At 42.4% G+C, this 17,037-nt stretch carries 13 protein-coding genes; 10 read left to right on the top strand and 3 right to left on the bottom strand.

Going from position 1 to position 17,037, the window contains the following annotated elements:
* Window positions 1–2,296, bottom strand: a 2,296-nt coding sequence (locus A3775_RS25005; RefSeq protein ID WP_231866974.1) for a DUF748 domain-containing protein, incomplete at its 3' end; no start/stop codon positions are given.
* Window positions 2,297–2,677: 381 nt separating this feature from the next.
* Here A3775_RS25005 and A3775_RS08960 point away from each other — a divergent pair.
* From A3775_RS08960 to A3775_RS08950, 3 genes are all read left to right on the top strand, one after another.
* Window positions 2,678–3,106 (top strand): DUF3110 domain-containing protein, encoded by a 429-nt coding sequence (locus A3775_RS08960; protein WP_066382293.1) that lies wholly within the window; start codon window positions 2,678–2,680, stop codon window positions 3,104–3,106.
* Between the two features lie 66 nt (window positions 3,107–3,172).
* Window positions 3,173–4,087, top strand: a complete 915-nt coding sequence (gene murQ / locus A3775_RS08955; RefSeq protein ID WP_066382294.1) for an N-acetylmuramic acid 6-phosphate etherase — start codon at window positions 3,173–3,175, stop codon at window positions 4,085–4,087.
* 331 nt (window positions 4,088–4,418) lie between these two features.
* Window positions 4,419–5,897, top strand: coding sequence for a site-2 protease family protein (locus tag A3775_RS08950; protein ID WP_066424641.1), 1,479 nt, complete (start codon window positions 4,419–4,421; stop codon window positions 5,895–5,897).
* Between the two features lie 92 nt (window positions 5,898–5,989).
* On the opposite strand, the gene A3775_RS08945 is transcribed toward A3775_RS08950, so the two are convergent.
* Entirely contained in the window at window positions 5,990–7,240 is a 1,251-nt protein-coding gene (locus A3775_RS08945) for a glycoside hydrolase family 10 protein (RefSeq protein ID WP_066424602.1), read from the bottom strand.
* 437 nt (window positions 7,241–7,677) lie between these two features.
* Here A3775_RS08945 and A3775_RS08940 point away from each other — a divergent pair, with 437 nt between their 5' ends.
* From A3775_RS08940 to A3775_RS08910, 7 genes are all read left to right on the top strand, one after another.
* Window positions 7,678–8,811, top strand: a complete 1,134-nt coding sequence (locus A3775_RS08940) for a hypothetical protein (RefSeq protein ID WP_066424600.1) — start codon at window positions 7,678–7,680, stop codon at window positions 8,809–8,811.
* Window positions 8,812–9,002: 191 nt separating this feature from the next.
* The gene (locus tag A3775_RS08935) at window positions 9,003–9,602 is read left to right on the top strand and encodes a gamma-glutamylcyclotransferase (protein WP_066424598.1); all 600 of its coding nucleotides are present in this window, start codon (window positions 9,003–9,005) and stop codon (window positions 9,600–9,602) included.
* A gap of 59 nt (window positions 9,603–9,661) precedes the next feature.
* Window positions 9,662–10,225: a leucine zipper domain-containing protein gene (locus tag A3775_RS08930; protein WP_066424596.1), complete on the top strand. Its 564-nt coding sequence runs from the start codon at window positions 9,662–9,664 to the stop codon at window positions 10,223–10,225.
* A gap of 4 nt (window positions 10,226–10,229) precedes the next feature.
* Window positions 10,230–10,619, top strand: coding sequence for a DUF2358 domain-containing protein (locus A3775_RS08925; RefSeq protein WP_066424595.1), 390 nt, complete (start codon window positions 10,230–10,232; stop codon window positions 10,617–10,619).
* Between the two features lie 102 nt (window positions 10,620–10,721).
* The gene (locus tag A3775_RS08920) at window positions 10,722–10,991 is read left to right on the top strand and encodes a hypothetical protein (protein ID WP_066382306.1); all 270 of its coding nucleotides are present in this window, start codon (window positions 10,722–10,724) and stop codon (window positions 10,989–10,991) included.
* Between the two features lie 164 nt (window positions 10,992–11,155).
* Window positions 11,156–12,343, top strand: coding sequence for a TRC40/GET3/ArsA family transport-energizing ATPase (locus tag A3775_RS08915; RefSeq protein ID WP_066382308.1), 1,188 nt, complete (start codon window positions 11,156–11,158; stop codon window positions 12,341–12,343).
* A gap of 306 nt (window positions 12,344–12,649) precedes the next feature.
* The gene (locus tag A3775_RS08910) at window positions 12,650–15,424 is read left to right on the top strand and encodes a GAF domain-containing protein (RefSeq protein ID WP_066424594.1); all 2,775 of its coding nucleotides are present in this window, start codon (window positions 12,650–12,652) and stop codon (window positions 15,422–15,424) included.
* A 245-nt stretch (window positions 15,425–15,669) separates the two neighbouring features.
* On the opposite strand, the gene dnaN is transcribed toward A3775_RS08910, so the two are convergent.
* Complete coding sequence (dnaN, locus tag A3775_RS08905) at window positions 15,670–16,830, bottom strand: DNA polymerase III subunit beta (protein WP_066382311.1); 1,161 nt, start codon at window positions 16,828–16,830, stop codon at window positions 15,670–15,672.
* Between the last annotated feature and the right edge of the window lie 207 nt (window positions 16,831–17,037).

The raw sequence follows: 17,037 nt of genomic DNA, 5'->3' as shown, positions 1-17,037 counted from the left end.
TAGCTTGGACTTGGGCTTGATAGCGACCGTTAGCGATTTGGATATTAGCGGCGGTGATAGTACCATTACCAACATTGAGTCTAGCTTGACCAGTAGCTTGGATAGTTTGAGGAGTAAACGCATCCACCGCACCGACTACATCTAATTGTCCGGTTAAGTTACCTTGATATGGCACATTTGCTAAACGTTGTACAGGCACATTGTTAGCTTGGACTTGGGCTTGATAACGACCGTTAGCGATTTGGATATTAGCGGCGGTGACAGTACCTCTTGCCACCTTGAGAGTTGCTTGGCCGATAGCTTGTAGAGTTTGTAAACTGAAATTTTCTCTGTTGCCTGCGACTTGGAAAGTACCATCTACAGGATTAGCCAAAGCTGGGGGGGCATTTTTGACGATGTTTGCTAAACGGACATTGTTAGCAACTAGACGGGCGGCGAAATTTTGGTCTTGTAGTTCGATGTCGGCGATCGCAATTCTACCACCGCCAATCTGTACCCCTGCCCCCTCGGAGCGAATCTTGGCAATGGCAAACGGTTCAGCCGTCCCCGTCACAGTGAAACGACCGTTTAATTTTGCCCCTGTCAAAGAAATATTTTGCAGTTGATTCGGGTTAACAAACACCGCTAAATTTACGTCTGAAGCTTGCGCCACCGCTTGCCAACGTTGATTGACAAAGCTACCATAACCCCGCACTGTGCCACCAGCTACCCGCGCTACTACATTGCGGAAATTGACGTTACGATTAGCACTAACTATAACTTCACCCGTAGTAGAATAGGTAGCCCCAGGAGCTTGAAACTTAACTAAAGTCTGGACATTTGTGGGTGCGCCAGTTACTTGGGCGGTAGCGGAGACAGTGCCAATTTTCACAGGAATATTGGGATTATAGAGTTGAGCGATCGCATCCCCAGCAACATTATTAGCAGAGAAATTCAAATTCAATTGGGCATTATCTCCCAACTGGATCGTACCACCCCCCGCAATCTTGCTGCCGAAGGTCGTTGTCCCCTGAACGTCTGTTAAAGTAACTAACGCCTCAGTAGGTGAAAACTCAAACTTACTACTAACACTTTTAAAATTAACTTTATCAATTTGGGCAGGTTGGACAGTGGTAACAGTACCGGAGAGGATAGGCTCAGTTGTTGCCCCTACCATTTGCAATTGGGCTTGTAACTGTCCAGATACAGGTACCGGCAATTGTAATTTCAGAGTTTCTTGGGCATCAGCGACACTTACCGTATTCACCCGTCCAGCTAGCTTATAGCCAGTTTTACTGTCAATCACCCCCGCCGCTACTACAGGAATTTTGCCATAGTTAGTATTGACATTTTCCAGGTTAATCGCGGTTCCCCGGAAGTAAATATTACCTTGGGTATTGGTGAATAGTTGGGGTGTGCGGGGAATTTGCAGACTCACCTGATCTAAGTTAGCACTACCGTATATCAAAGGTTGCTGTTCTGGTGCTAGCTGTATTTGCAAATTGCCACTAACTCGACCAGCTTGTAAATCCAATGGCAACTTCACCAGACGGGTAATATTACTAGCCAAAATTGCTTGTGCTTGCACTTGCAGATTAGCCGCCAAAGTCTGAGGACGGACATCACCCCCAAGGGAAATTCTGCCACCACTATCTGCTTCACCCTGGAGTGAGAATTTAATCAGTTGGTTGTTTTCGAGTAATTGAGCAGAACCCGCGAGTTGGGAGAAGGATATGGGGATTGGGGATTGGGGATTGGGGATTGGGGAAATATTGTCTACTGTGTTTACCCTGTTCTGGGGTAAGAGTACCAGATTACCGTTACGAACACGCAAGGTATTTAAATCGGTCTTAATTACTCCGGTTTTTCCCGGTGGTGCTAAAGTTGTAGTAATCCAACGTCCTTGCTCATCCTGTTCAATGTAAGCATCGGGGTTGACTAAGGTAACGTCTAGCTTTAGCTGGCGATTAAAAATTAACTGTAATGGATTAAAACCTACTTCTACCGCCTCAACTTCTACCCTATCGGGATCTGTGGGTGTGGCGGGGATAGCCGAAGCCGCAAACGTTACTCCTGTGAGGGAGAATTTTGTGACTTTTCCCAGTTTGACAGGACGGTTGAGTGTATTGGTGAGACTTGTTTCGGCTAAGGGTGTTAATTCTTTTTGGACAAAAATCCGCAACCGCCAAGCACCAGCGATTAAACCCAGAAGCAAAATTCCTCCTAGGGTGATACCACCACGTTTGAGCATCAGCAACCAGAAACGCTTGCGGTCATTGTTAGGGGACTGATTATCTTGATCAGAAGACTTAATCATGAGGTCTCACTTGTTTTTGCTGAATGTGGTGGTCACATAGCATTATGGGCAATATTACTATGCCAATACCAGGATACAAACCAATCTCAGCTTTTGGCATTCGAGTTAATGTGATCAGGGAGCAGGGGAGGCACGGGAGCAGGGGAGCAGAGGAGCAGGGGAGGCAGGGGAAGGAATTCTGTAATGCAAGAATTTTGTAGCTTGCTTCTCTGACGATGGCGTGAGCCTACCCGTAGGGTATGCGTGAATTTTGAATTGATTTGTCCCCATGCCCAATTCCCAAGAATGTGAATTAAAGTGAGAATTATTGCTGTAACTTTCCCAGGTACACGGTCTAGAACTTTAATAATTAATAGATAGACCTCAGAACAAAAAGGACAGATGATTACGCCAATGCGGGTTTTTGTTTTAATTTTTAACGCTAATACAGAAAATGAGGGTATTCATACGATACGCGTCGGCGATCGCAATAAAATACTCATGTTTGAATCTGAGGATGATGCCCTGCGTTTTGCTTTAATGCTGGAAGCTCAAGATTTCCCCACGCCTACCGTCGAAGCTATCGACGCTGAGGAAATTAAGGAGTTTTGCGAAAGTGCTGGTTATGATTGGGAAATTGTCCCAGAAAACAGTGATTTGGTGGTTCCTCCAGAATTGAATGTGGATGAAACTGACTGGCAAGTTGATGGCGAATATGATGATACTGGCGATGGTAGTTACGATGGTTATGATGTGCCACCGGCAGAAGAACCAGAATTTTCTGCGGCTGAACTCGAAAATATTCGGCGCAAATTAGAAGGATTGTTGTAACTTAGTCCTTTAGTCAATAGTCCATAGTTAAGGACAAATAAACCACAGACGCACAGGCTAGTATCAATGACAAATTTGCAGGAACGCGGGCATTTGTTGACTGAACAGGTGAATCCTTTAAGTCTCAACTTAGACCAACTCAGTTGTTTGCAGTTGGTAGAACTGTTTAATAGTGAAGACCATCAGGCAGTGGCGGCGGTGGCTGGGGCTAAGGTGGAAATAGCAGCAGCAATTGAACGCACAGCAGAACGTTTACGCCAAGGCGGACGCTTGTTTTATGTTGGTGCTGGCACTAGCGGTAGGTTGGGGGTATTAGATGCGGCTGAGTGTCCCCCGACTTTCTGCACACCCCCTGAGTTGGTACAGGGAATTATCGCCGGGGGTGCGGGGGCTTTGGTACGCAGTTCTGAGGATTTAGAAGACCGGGCGACTGATGGCGAAAGTGCGATCGCTCATCATCAGATCACCCAGTTAGATGTAGTCGTGGGCATTACTGCCGGTGGCACAACTCCTTTTGTTCACGGTGCGCTCAATGCTGCTCGTCAACGAGGGGCATTGACAATTTTCATTGCTTGTGTTCCTGCTGAACAAGTCAGTTTTTCTGCTGATATTGATATTAGGCTGTTAACTGGGCCGGAGGTGTTAGCAGGTTCTACCCGTCTGAAAGCCGGAACAGCTACCAAGTTGACTTTAAATATCCTGTCTACTGGGGTAATGGTGCAACTGGGTAAAGTTTACGGTAATCGCATGGTGGATGTGGCGGTAACAAATCAAAAGTTACGCGATCGCGCTTTACGCATTTTACAAGACCTCACCGGTTTAAGTCGAGAAGCATCTAATTATTTATTAGAACGTAGTGGTAAATGGGTCAAACTCGCTTTATTAATGCACTGGACTGGTTTAGATAAAGATGCAGGTAATCAGCTATTAGCAGAACACCAAGGTAATCTCAAAGCGGCGATCGCTAGCTATAAAAAATAATCGAGCAGCATGACAAATTTTGTAGGGTGGGCATTGTTGGAGATTTATTCAAACAATGATTTTTAGATTGTTGACAATGCCCACCTATTCTGATTGAGAATGCAGCACTGAAAGCATCTGTTAATGCTTAAAGTTGAAATCTCCATCTTAGAGTGTAGGGGATGAAGGAGCGGAGGAGCAGAGGGAGCGGAGGAGTGGAGGAAGAAAAACTTGTACCCAGTCCCCAGTCCCCAATCTCCTTGGGCAGACTACAGCCCACGTTATAGATTAGTAATGTATCTATAACACCGGACTAATTCGGGCTTAGTCTTTCACAGTGAAGGGTTTGGAAATGTTTACTTCCTCAGAGACTCCCATACTTGGGATAATTTTACTCGTAGCTTGCGCCATTTTGGGTTGGGGCTTTTATCGCGCCAGACCTTTTGGTAAACTGGGAATCTTGGCCTGGTTGCAGTCGGTGGTTTTAATGGCTCCTTGGCTATTATTCTTCGGGTTGTTTGCCGCCGGAATTTACATCAATATAGTTGGTATCTTGTTCTTAGTGGTCGGTTCGGCTGGATTGTATATCTATTTAGGCAGACAGTTGCGAGGGGCTGGGCAAGATGCCATCCTCAAGCAACGAGCAACCCAAAGGCTGGCTGAAGAATCGGCTCAACCATCAGAAAATGCCCCACAACCAGCAGTTGTTGTGGAAATCATGCCAATTCCTGAAGAAGATTTGAGCTTGATTAAAAGCATCTTTGGGATTGACACATTTTTCGCCACAGAAACCATTGCCTACCAAGAAGGTGCGATTTTTAAAGGTAATCTACGCGGCGAACCCCAAGAAGTCCACAGTCGTCTGACTGCTAGTTTAAAAGAGAAACTAAGTGATAAATATCGCTTGTTTTTAGTAGAAAATACAGACGGTAAGCCCGTTGTCATTGTTTTACCTAGCAGCAGCGAACCACGCCCAACGACGCTAGCACAAAAAGCTTTTGCAGGTATCTTGGGCATAGCAACTATTGCCACGAGCCTAGAAACGGCGGGATTATTACTCAATTTTGATTTAATTGGCACTCCATCACGGTTACAAGAGGCTTTACCCATCGGTTTGGGTATCTTTGCAATTTTGATAGCCCACGAAATCGGACATTGGTTACTAGCGCGACGCTATCAAGTGCGTCTTAGCTGGCCTTTCTTTTTACCGGCTGTACAGATAGGCTCTTTTGGTGCAATCACCCGTTTTGAGTCGCTGTTACCTAATCGTACCGCATTATTTGACATTGCTGTAGCGGGGCCTGTGGCTGGCGGTGCGGTGTCTTTGCTAATGCTGATTGCTGGTTTACTACTTTCCCACCAAGGTAGTTTATTTCAGCTACCCAATCAATTTTTCCAAGGTTCAATTTTAGTCGGTAGCTTGGCGCGGGTTGTTCTCGGTTCAGCGTTACAATCACCTTTAGTGAATGTGCATCCTCTGGTGGTGATTGGTTGGTTAGGTTTGGTAATTACTGCGTTAAACTTAATGCCAGCCGGACAATTAGACGGTGGCAGAATTGTACAAGCAATTTATGGCAGAAAAACCGCCAGTAGAGCCACTATCGCCACTTTAATTCTTCTAGTTTTGGTAGCCCTTGGCAATGCTCTGGCGATGTATTGGGCAATTGTGATTGTATTTTTACAAAGGGATTCAGAACGCCCTAGTTTAAACGAAATCACCGAACCCGATGATGCAAGAGCCGCTTTAGGTTTATTGGTGTTGTTCTTGATGATTACTACCCTGTTACCATTAACCCCCGGTTTGGCGGGAAGATTAGGAATAGGCGGGTAATATCAATTCAAAATACCCTGCGGGAAGGCTGCGCCTACAAAATTCAAAATTCAAAATTTTGTAGAGACGTTGCATGCAACGTCTCTACAATTTTATGGTTTCCAGCCTGTCAATAAATTGGGATAATTGGCTGGTGTAGAAAAAATGTTTTGAAAACCTGTCTGACGTTCTTGGGGTTGTTCTTTAGTTAAGTTCCACAGGGTTTCATAGAAGAAGAAAGAAACTCCCGCAAAATTGCGATCGCGTACTTTTTCGACTTGGGTTTGAATCTGTTGCATGGGTACGGCTCGATTTTTCAAACCAGCCAAAATCCCAACACTCACAGGAATATGTGACTTCGCTGCTTTGACTTCTGGATACTCTAATTCATTCACAAACACATTGAGATCATCCCGATACACTTGCAAAACTAAATCCTCAATCAATCCCATACGTTCCCAGCGTTGCCAATCTGCTAAAAAGTATTCATAAGAAAAACGCTGCGGATTCGGTGCAACGGAAACTATACAATCTTTGTTTGCAGCTTTAATCGCTGTAAATACCCGCTTCATGAACTCAGTGATTTTGTTAGCTCTCCACCGCACCCATTCGGGATCTTTAGGATTTTTAGCAGGTGCTTGTCCTCGATGCTCTTTTTTGTATAATGCTACAGTGTAGGCATCATAGCCTAATTCTGAGGGTAAGCCAAAATGGTCATCAAATTGGATACCGTCAACGTCGTAGTTTTTAACGATTTCTACAATTAAATCTTGGATGAATCGTTGCACATCAGGGCGAAAGGGACTTAACCACACCCTGTCATGGGTTCCTTCCTTAACGATGCGAGTACCATCATAGCGATTTGTCAACCATTGGGGACGACGTTTCGCCAGTAAAGAATCAGCCGGTGCCATAAAGCCAAATTCAAACCAAGGAATTACAGTTAAGCCTTGTTTATGTCCCTCGGTGACAATTTCTTTGAGCATATCACGCCCCTGTAACCCTGGAGTGGGGTCAAGGGATTTACCAATGACTCTAGCTGCGACTTTGCTGGGGTATAGTGTATATCCCCAATTCCACACGGCAGGATATACTGTATTGAAGTTGAGAGCATCGAGTTTTTGTAAAGCTTTTTTCAGGCGATCGCGCTCAAACAACACATCGCTATCAATATTAGTTAACCACACTCCCCTTAATTCCGATGCCAAAGATGGGTTTGCAGTAATTTGAGCGTTAACAGGAAATGATAACATCACCGTAGCTACCACACTCAAAACCAGCATCACAGCCAACCATGTCTGCTTAGTTTTTCGGTAACTATTTTGTAAACAACACTCCACACACCACTTGAGAAATCTATTCATAAATTGCTCTAGCCAGCAAATACATCAACCATGAAACATGACGCTACAAGCAGCTATAAGTTGCTTGATAGCTCATTTATCGGCAGAGTAACAATTATTGATTATTAATGTTAAAAATTTAAAGAAACTTTATTTATGCTTGATTATAAGTCAGGGTTTAGCATGGCTAAATCCCTACTGCTGTACGGGCGGTTTTATTAATCAGTTAATCTACCTACAGATTTACTCCTTAAACCTGCTCCTACCAACCTACACAATTTATATACCAATACTTTCGGAACAAACAAACGGTAAATCAACGTCTATTTTCACATCTGCTTCAAAAGACAGATAAAAAATCAACACACCTAGCTTACATTGGGGACAAAACCATATTTTGTTACCATTAAATAGCTATAGATTTTATCAATTTACATCAGATTGTTATCTGAAAAATTATGCTGTCAATTTATCGCCACCCTCAACAAGCTAGAATTATTACTGCTGCAATTTTGACTGGTATTTTGTCTGTTAGTAGTGGTTTTATCTTCAGCGAAAATGCTACTGCCTTATCTCCTGACTATTCGGCACAGACACCAAATCAACTTGTCAAAGGTAATAAAAAATCAAATCGCTTACCTCAGAGTGTAGCTAACGCGGTACTGCAAGATGTCTCTCGTCGCGCCGGAATTCCTCGCAGAAACCTGGAAATTTCTGACTATAGTCAACAGACTTGGCGCAATGGTTGTTTAAACCTGCAAAAACCTGAAGAACTCTGTACTCAAGCATTAGTTCCCGGTTGGCGAGTTACAGTTAACTATCGTCAGCAAAGATGGGTTTATCACACCAATGACACAGGTTCAGTAATTAGGTTGAATGAAAAAGCTAGCACGATTAATAATAGCCAATTGCCTCGAAGGGTAAGAAATGCCGTTTTAAAAGAAGCTAGAAAAGTATCGAGATTACCAATGAGAAGTCTGAGAATTGTAGACTTTAAACGCACAGATTGGGCTGATGGTTGCGATAATATTACCTTTCCTAACGCTTGCGATCAAATTGTAGTTTCTGGTTGGCAAGTCAATGTAGCTGCTGGTAATCAAACTTGGGTATTTTTGACAGATGAAAACGGTTCTCGAATTAAGCTGAGTCAAGATGGTGGTACTATTGGGGATAGGGATATTAAACCAGTACGTATTCCTGCCAATGAATTACCACCACCTTTAGATCAAAGTGTAGTATTTCGGGATATTTCTAGTGGTGGCTTTGCGGGTAGAACTTACGAAACAATATTACGTAATGATGGGCTGTTAATTCGGGTGCGTGTTGGTGATGCTAATGATTCTGAGCGTAGTGTGCGCCGAATTTCTCGCCCAAATGTCGCACGCTTTCAGCAATTATTACAACGCTATAGATTTGCTAATTTCAATAATCTCCGTTACCCAGCATCTAGGGGTGCTGCTGATTATATTAGTCATACTCTAACTAGCCGTCAGGGTACAGTGGAGTACAACGATATTTCACAAAACAGTTTACCGCAGAATTTACAGACAATAGTTGAAGCTTGGAATCAACTCATTAGCACTGCTCGATAAAGACGTTCAGTTCGTAGTAAGGACTTTAGTCCTTATTTTCTCAGGACTAAAGTCCTTACTACAAACCAATCTCATTTTAAATGCAGAAATTTTTTTCCAACTATAAACTACAGTTTACCTATCGGGATATAGTTGTATTTAGGAAAATTGTATAGTAAAATTTCGCTAGTAGTGCATACGTCTAGGGATAGATGAGTCATCAAAGCGGACATCAACACCACATCTGGGTGCAATCCCATAATCCTGCAAAGTCAGAGTTAGAATTGCAACAAAAGCTACAAAAAGAGCCGACATTCTACTATTTTGCCTTTGGCTCTTGTATGTGTCCTGTAGATTTGAAGCGATCGCTCGGAGAAAACACGCACCCTTACGTAATTAGCCCTGGAGTTTTAAAAGGTTATCGGCTAGGATTTTATCTAATTTCTCCCGCGCGTAAATGCGGCGTTTTAGATGTAGTACCAGATCCGCAAACTAGCGTTAACGGTGTACTATATGAGCTACCCTGGCGACTGAGCGAATATTTAGATCAACGTGAAGGTGTCGCCCAAGGATTATACCGCCACGAATTAGTAGATATTCACTGCCAAGAGCAAGTATATAAAAATGTGCGTACTTATGTAGCCGTCAATAAATTAAAAGAAGAAGCAGCACCGAATGACTGGTATTTTAACGTGGTTCTCAGAGGTGCTATTACCTGCGGACTACCAGAAGAATATTGCTGGCATCTATTTAATAAAATGTATAATTTACAACAAAGTCATCAAAAACAACAAATTAAGTTATCTGCCTAGATCACTCAGCAACGCCACACTAAAAACGCTAGGCTAGAGTGTAAAGTGCAATTAAGACTATGACACCGGAAGAAATTGCGGGGACTTTAACAGACTTATTTGGTGCAGACAATTTACAAGCCATTGCACCCGGCTCGTGGCAAATAGACACAGCGACATTTAGACTATTGGTACTGCTGTCAGAAGATCAAACTTGGCTGCGAGTATTACTGCCAATTATGCCAGCGACAGAAGCCCAACCATTTTTAACACAGTTTTTAGAAGCCAACTTTGATGACACCCAAGAAGTACGTTACGCTTTGTACGACGGCGTGATTTGGGGAGTGTATCAACATAATAGCAGTAGTTTAGTGAGTGCCGACTTAAGTAGTGCGATCGCCCGTCTGATATCTTTACAAGAAGCGGGTTTAAACGAAGTCTTCAATCGCCTAGTAGAAAACCGCATCAGACAAATTGTCCAAGCAGCCAAACAACAAGGACAATCTCTACAAACCACAATGCAAAGCCTAGAAAGATTCTACGCCGAAGGATTGTTAGGAGAAATTAACCAAACAGCAGAAGCCAGAGAAGAAGTTTTAGCCGCATGGCAAAAACAACTAGAACGCCTATGGAACGAAGTATAACTAAATGGATATCATCGCCATACTAAAAGCAGATTATCAAAGATTTCCAGATAATCAAACCTATAGCATTTACGCTGATGACGTTTACTTTCAAGATCCGCTTAATAATTTTCGCGGAGTTGAACGCTATAAACAAATGATCAAATTCATCCAAACATGGTTTATCAACTGCCGGATGGACTTACATAACATTCAAAACATCGGAAACACAATCAAAACAGAATGGACACTCAGTTGGAACACACCCCTACCGTGGAAACCGCGCATAGCCATTTCAGGCTGGAGTGAACTAAAACTGAACCCAGATAACCTAATTATTTCACACATTGATTACTGGCATTGTTCAAAACTAGATGTCTTAAAACAACATATAATGCCCATAAAACCACAGTAAACCCTCCGCGTACCTCCGCGTTTACCTCCGCGTACCTCTGCGTTTAAAAACCTCCCCTACCTCACCCACAAATAACATACTCAAACCAAAAGAGCGATCGCAATGGCAGATAAAGAACTCAAACAACTAATAGAAGCTAACGCCAAAACAGTCCAAGCCATGCTAGACGAAATAGCCGACGCAAGAGAGGAACGCCAAGAACTGCGAGAAGGAATGCTCCAACTGCAAAAAGCCATCGAAAAACTCACAAAAGTACAAGAAGGGATATATAACCTGTTGCTATCTGGAGATGGCGATCGCCCAACAATTCTTAACAAACTCTCAGAAATCGAAACCAAACTAGATCAACTATTACAAGGAACCAGGGAGTAGAGAATGGAGAGGAAGCGGAGGAAACAGGGGAAGAAAAAGTTATTCAATTTTGAATGAGAGAATTTTGAATTGATTGATGCCCCATTCCCCATTCCCCATAAACCATCGATAATAGAGATAGCGTAAATAAATGTAAACAAATCTCAGGCAGGGCATAATCATCCATGCGAGTAATTTTAATGACAGGAAAAGGCGGCGTGGGTAAAACCTCAGTTGCTGCTGCAACTGGACTCCGTTGTGCGGAATTAGGATATCGTACACTGGTTTTGAGTACAGACCCTGCCCACTCATTAGCAGACAGTTTTGATTTAGAATTAGGACACGCACCGCGACAAGTTCGCCCTAATTTATGGGGTGCAGAACTCGATGCACTGCAAGAACTAGAAGGAAACTGGGGTGCTGTGAAGCGTTACATCACCCAAGTTTTACAAGCTAGGGGTTTAGAGGGAGTACAAGCAGAAGAATTAGCCATCTTACCAGGGATGGATGAAATTTTTGGCTTAGTAAGAATGAAACGCCATTATGATGAAGGCGAATATGATGTTTTGATTATTGACTCTGCACCCACTGGTACAGCATTAAGGCTTTTAAGTTTACCAGAAGTTGGTGGCTGGTATATGCGGCGTTTTTACAAACCATTTCAAAACATCTCCGTCGCACTTCGCCCTCTGGTTGAACCGATTTTTAAACCCATTGCTGGGTTTTCCTTGCCAGATAAAGAAGTGATGGATGCGCCTTATGAATTTTATGAACAAATTGAAGCTTTGGAAAAAGTGTTAACAGATAACACTCAGACTTCAGTTCGTTTAGTCACCAATCCAGAGAAAATGGTGATTAAAGAATCCTTACGCGCTCATGCTTATTTAAGTTTATATAATGTTGCCACAGATTTAGTAGTGGCAAATCGAATTATTCCGCGAGAAGTGGAAGATCCATTTTTCCAACGTTGGAAACAAAATCAAGAAGAATATCGTCAAGAAATCCACGAAAACTTTCATCCTCTACCTGTGAAGGAAGTACCACTATTTTCTGAAGAAATGTGTGGTTTAGCAGCGTTAGAGCGTTTAAAAGAAACACTCTACAAAGATGAAGACCCGACTCAAGTATATTACAAAGAAACTACTGTCAGAGTAGTGCAAGAAGACAATCAATACAGTTTAGAATTGTACTTGCCGGGTATTCCTAAAAATCAAATTCAACTCAGCAAAAGTGCGGACGAATTAAATATTACTATCGGCAACCATCGCCGGAATCTCGTATTACCGCAAGCCCTGGCTGCACTCCAACCCGCAGGTGCAAAGATGGAAGAAGACTATCTAAAAATCCGCTTTGCTGATAATGTGAGAGTTTAATTTGGTTTGAAGTGGATAAGCGGGTAAATTAAATCTCAAGGCTACGCTCAAAACTTTTTTGATATGATGTTAGACGCAATCAATAATATTGCGTCTTTTTTTGATGATTAAATTTTGACGAAAATTGACCAATCGTCATCACAAAAACTCTACATTTATTTTAATAAAGAAATGTAAAGAAATATAAAAGCCGGGGAAAATAATCGCCGTAGTTTTACTGAGGACAATGTGATTTAATAAAAATAAGAATATGTTTAAATATCAGAAATTTTAGTAATAGTTCTGAAATTCATTTAACTCAAAGCAATGTCCCCCATCGCTCAACCCAATTTGCAGGTTAGTCTTGATCAAGAAAGCGTACTACGCCGGATCACAACTCGTATACGTCAATCTTTAGAGTTGGAAGATATCATCACAGCGACAACGGCGGAGGTACGTGCTTTATTGGGAACTGAGCGAGTGATGATTTATAAATTCCATGCTGATGGAAGCGGTAAGGTAATTGCAGAATCGATTTATGAAAATCGTCTTCCTTCACTGCTGGGTTTAAATTTTCCGGCTGATGACATTCCCCCCCACGCCAGAGAACTATTTATTAAATCCAAAATACGTTCTGTAGTCAATGTGGAATCGGGACAAATTGGCCAGAGTCCCCTACACAACTTAGAAACAGGAGAACAGATATCAGAAGAACTTTGTTATCGTCCTGTAGATGGGTGTCACCTGGAATATTTGAAAGCAATGGGGGTGAAATCTTCAGTAGTTGCGCCGATTATTTATCAAGATACACTCTGGGGGTTGTTGGTATCCCATCACTCTCAAGCCCGTGATATTTCAGAACAAGAGTTAGAAGCCATGCAGATGATTGTAGATCAATTATCGGTGGCGATCGCCCAAAGTAACCTGCTCACCCAAGCCCGTGCAACAGCCCAAAGGGAAGCTGTGATTAACCGTATCGCTACCCTACTGCACTCATTACCCACAATCGTCTTACAACCAGCTTTAGAAGCAGCAGTTAAGGCTTTTGATGGTGTTGGTGGTCGGTTGTGTCTGAGAAACCAAAAACTTGATCTACACAACAGTCATCACAAGAGTTTAGCAGAATGTTTAATACCGGGTAGCGATGATATCCGACTTTATACCTATGGACAGCAACCAGTCATTCCAGAACCAACTATCTATCCCCTCATCGAGCAGTATAGTGTCTGGCAGGTACACTACCAATCCCATGAGTATGATGTTTGGGCAATTTCCGACCTTTATCAAATTCCCGCTTTACGAACCTTACAACCTGTTTTCCAACCAACGAAAATTCGTAGTATTTTGATGATTCCGTTGGCATATCGTCAACAGTTGCTGGGGTATTTAAGTATTTTCCGCAATGAAATAGACACAGAAACTCTCTGGGCAGGTCAGCATGATCCAGACCAAAGACAATTATACCCCCGGCTATCATTTGAATTGTGGCGTGAGTCTAAGAAAGCGCAAGCCCAAGAATGGACAATTGCAGAAATTGAACTAGCTACAGAACTGGGTAAACATTTTGCCTCAGCTATTCAGCAGTATGAACTGTACCAACAAGTACAAGCCTTCAATGAAAATTTAGAAAAACAAGTGCAAAAACGCACTCTAGAATTAAAACATACAACAGAACAACAACAGGCAGTTTTTGGTGTTATTACCAAAATTCGTGAGTCTCTGGATACTGAAACTATATTTAAAACAACGACTAAAGAAGTTTGCCAACTGATTAAAGCAGATCGAGTTTCTGTATATCGCTTCAATGCAGAATGGGGTGGCGAATTTGTGGGTGATTTTGAAGCTGCTAGTCCCCATTGGTCTAATGAATCCAAATTAGGTGTTAATCTAGTTTGGAATGACACTTACTTACAAGAGACAGAAGGTGGACGCTACCGTTACAATGAAACATTTGCAGTAGATGACATCTATAAAATGGGCTTTACTCAGTGTCATCTCGATAATTTAGAAGAATATCAAATTCATGCGTTTATTTTAGCTCCCATCTTGTTTGGACAGAAACTTTGGGGTTTATTAGCAGTTTATCAACATTCTGGCCCGCGACATTGGAAACCCTCAGAAGTTAACTTCTTAACTCAAATAGCAGCCCAACTAGGAGTAGCACTACAACAAGCGGAACTCCTCAGCCAAACACAGCAGCAAGCCGAAAAATTAACTCAAGCACTGCAACATTTACAACAAACCCAAACCCAACTGATTCAAACAGAAAAAATGTCTTCCTTGGGGCAATTAGTAGCAGGTGTAGCCCACGAAATTAATAACCCAGTCAACTTTATTTATGGCAATCTCTGTCATGTGAACGAGTATGCTACAGATTTGCTGAGTTTGGTGGAGCTTTATCAACAGCAATTCCCTGACGGAACGGCGGAAATTCTCGATTTAGCAGACAGGATTGATTTAGAGTTTTTATCTGAAGATTTCCCCAAGACTTTATCTTCTATGCAAATTGGGGTAGAGCGCATCCGTCAAATTGTCATGTCTTTACGGAACTTTTCACGCCTAGATGAAGCCGAAATGAAAGCTGTGAATATTCACGAAGGTATAGACAGTACCTTGTTGATTTTGCAGCATCGCGTCAAAGCAAAACCAGAAAGTCCTGCTATTCAAGTCATCAAAGAATATGGTGACATTCCCTTGGTAGAGTGCTATGCCGGGCAGATGAATCAGGTGTTTATGAATGTGTTAAGTAATGCCATTGACGCTTTAGAAGATTATAGAAAATCCCCATCACAACCTCATAACAGTCAGATTACTATTCGTAGTAGTATTGGTGAGTTAGAGGGCAAAATTAAAAGCGTAGTCATTCGCATTGCGGATAATGGCCCAGGCATACCAGAAAATGTGAGAACGAGAATATGCGATCCATTTTTTACTACTAAGCCAGTAGGTAAGGGTACAGGCTTAGGCTTATCAATTAGTTATGGGATTGTAGTAGATAAACATGGCGGTGTGTTTAAATGTGAGTCTGAGTTAGGAGTAGGTACAGAATTTTGCATTGAAATTCCGATCCAACACCTGAACTATCACAAAGATGCTCAATAGTCTTGTGATATGATGTCGGTTTAAAGTAATACTCAGATACCCGACTTCTTTGAGAAGTCGGGTATCTATGCCATCATGGCTCTACATCATTGATTTCGTGCAACTTCATAGAGAATTGGTTTACGTAGCTGGCATATTAGTAGGGTGCGTCAGATATGAAAAATACGTTTATTGACAGTATTTAAACACTCTGACGCACCCTACAAGACATCTGTAATCTGACACTTGCGTAACTCGTAGTTTTTTTAACTTCTCAATTGCACTGGCATAGCTAAATAAGTCATTTTTAAACCACCCAGGGGTGTAAAAATCACGGGAGTTAGTTCTTGATTTAGGTGCATTTGAATTTCTGTGGATGGCAAAGCTTTCAAGCCTTCCATTAAATACTTGACGTTAAAGGCTATGTTGATATTTGTCCCAGAAATTTGAGCAGACATCGACTCTCTACCGCTACCCATTTCTTGCGCTTCACAAGATAAGGTAAGTTGTTGCGCGTCACTATCAATAGAGAGTTTCACAATATTATTTTTCTGATCAGCTAAGACGGCTATTCGCTCTAATGTACTTAAAAATTGTCGCCGTTCTATTGTTACTTGTCGTTCAAATTGCCGGGGAATCAGTTGTCTATAAGCTGGGTATTGACCTTCTAAGGTGCGGCTAGTCAGACGTTGATTACCCCATGCAAACACTACTTGACCTTGATCTAAATATAGGGCTATAGGTTCATCGGCGGCAGCGTTATGAGCTAACATCCGTTCTAGTTCGCGTAATGCTCTAGCTGGTACTGTCACCTCTAGTTGTTGTTCATCTTCTTCTAAAGGACGTTCATTAGTAGTTTCTACGACTGCTAGGCGGTGTCCATCAGTAGCAGCAAATTCTAATGTGTCTTGTTTAACGGTAAGATGAACTCCGGTGAGGACTTGCTTTGTTTCATCCCCACTGGTAGCAAATAAAGAACCCCGCAAGCCTTCAATTAATGCTGTGGTGGTGATATGAATGGCTTTGGTGTTTTCAATTAAAGGTAATTCGGGAAAGTCTTCCGCACCCATAGCACGTAACTGATATTGTCCAGTTTTGGGGGTGAGGGTAACGACTAAACCCTCACCTGTGGCGGTGTTATCCGTTACTTCGTCATCGAGGGTGATTTCTCCTTCTGGGAGACGGGAGGTAATATCTACAAGTAATTTAGCAGGAAGTGCGATCGCTCCCCCTTGTCCAACTTCCGCATTAAAGCTGGTGCGAATACCCAAGCTGAGATCAAAGGCTGTTAAGCTTACTTGGTTAGTTTGAGCATCTGCTTGTAGTAGCACATTGGCAAGTACGGGGTGAGTTGGCCGTGAAGGTACTGCACGACTAACAAGGGAAAGATTGGTACTGAGGTCGCTTTGGGCGCAAACTAATTTCATTGTCCGATTCAGCTGGTGAATTAATTATACTAGCATCTGACGTGGGGACTGGGGATTGGGGAGATGAAGGAGCAAGGGGAGCAGGGGAGCAGGGGGAGAAAAACTAATGACTAATGACTAATGACTATCTGTGGAAAACTTGTGGAAAATACTAGGGAGTTTTCCACAGGGTAATTATACTTAATCTAGTTTTCCACGGAAACATCA

Origin of the sequence: Anabaena sp. 4-3 (assembly GCF_001597745.1) — a bacterium.
Lineage (GTDB): Bacteria > Cyanobacteriota > Cyanobacteriia > Cyanobacteriales > Nostocaceae > Trichormus.
This window is presented reverse-complemented; position numbering and strand designations above follow the sequence as displayed.

Coding starts and splice junctions, on each gene's coding strand:
- A3775_RS08960 (WP_066382293.1), top strand. CDS start 2,678: ATGATTACGCCAATGCGGGTTTTTGTTTTAATTTTTAACGCTAATACA.
- murQ (WP_066382294.1), top strand. CDS start 3,173: ATGACAAATTTGCAGGAACGCGGGCATTTGTTGACTGAACAGGTGAAT.
- A3775_RS08950 (WP_066424641.1), top strand. CDS start 4,419: ATGTTTACTTCCTCAGAGACTCCCATACTTGGGATAATTTTACTCGTA.
- A3775_RS08945 (WP_066424602.1), bottom strand. CDS start 7,240: ATGAATAGATTTCTCAAGTGGTGTGTGGAGTGTTGTTTACAAAATAGT.
- A3775_RS08940 (WP_066424600.1), top strand. CDS start 7,678: ATGCTGTCAATTTATCGCCACCCTCAACAAGCTAGAATTATTACTGCT.
- A3775_RS08935 (WP_066424598.1), top strand. CDS start 9,003: ATGAGTCATCAAAGCGGACATCAACACCACATCTGGGTGCAATCCCAT.
- A3775_RS08930 (WP_066424596.1), top strand. CDS start 9,662: ATGACACCGGAAGAAATTGCGGGGACTTTAACAGACTTATTTGGTGCA.
- A3775_RS08925 (WP_066424595.1), top strand. CDS start 10,230: ATGGATATCATCGCCATACTAAAAGCAGATTATCAAAGATTTCCAGAT.
- A3775_RS08920 (WP_066382306.1), top strand. CDS start 10,722: ATGGCAGATAAAGAACTCAAACAACTAATAGAAGCTAACGCCAAAACA.
- A3775_RS08915 (WP_066382308.1), top strand. CDS start 11,156: ATGCGAGTAATTTTAATGACAGGAAAAGGCGGCGTGGGTAAAACCTCA.
- A3775_RS08910 (WP_066424594.1), top strand. CDS start 12,650: ATGTCCCCCATCGCTCAACCCAATTTGCAGGTTAGTCTTGATCAAGAA.
- dnaN (WP_066382311.1), bottom strand. CDS start 16,830: ATGAAATTAGTTTGCGCCCAAAGCGACCTCAGTACCAATCTTTCCCTT.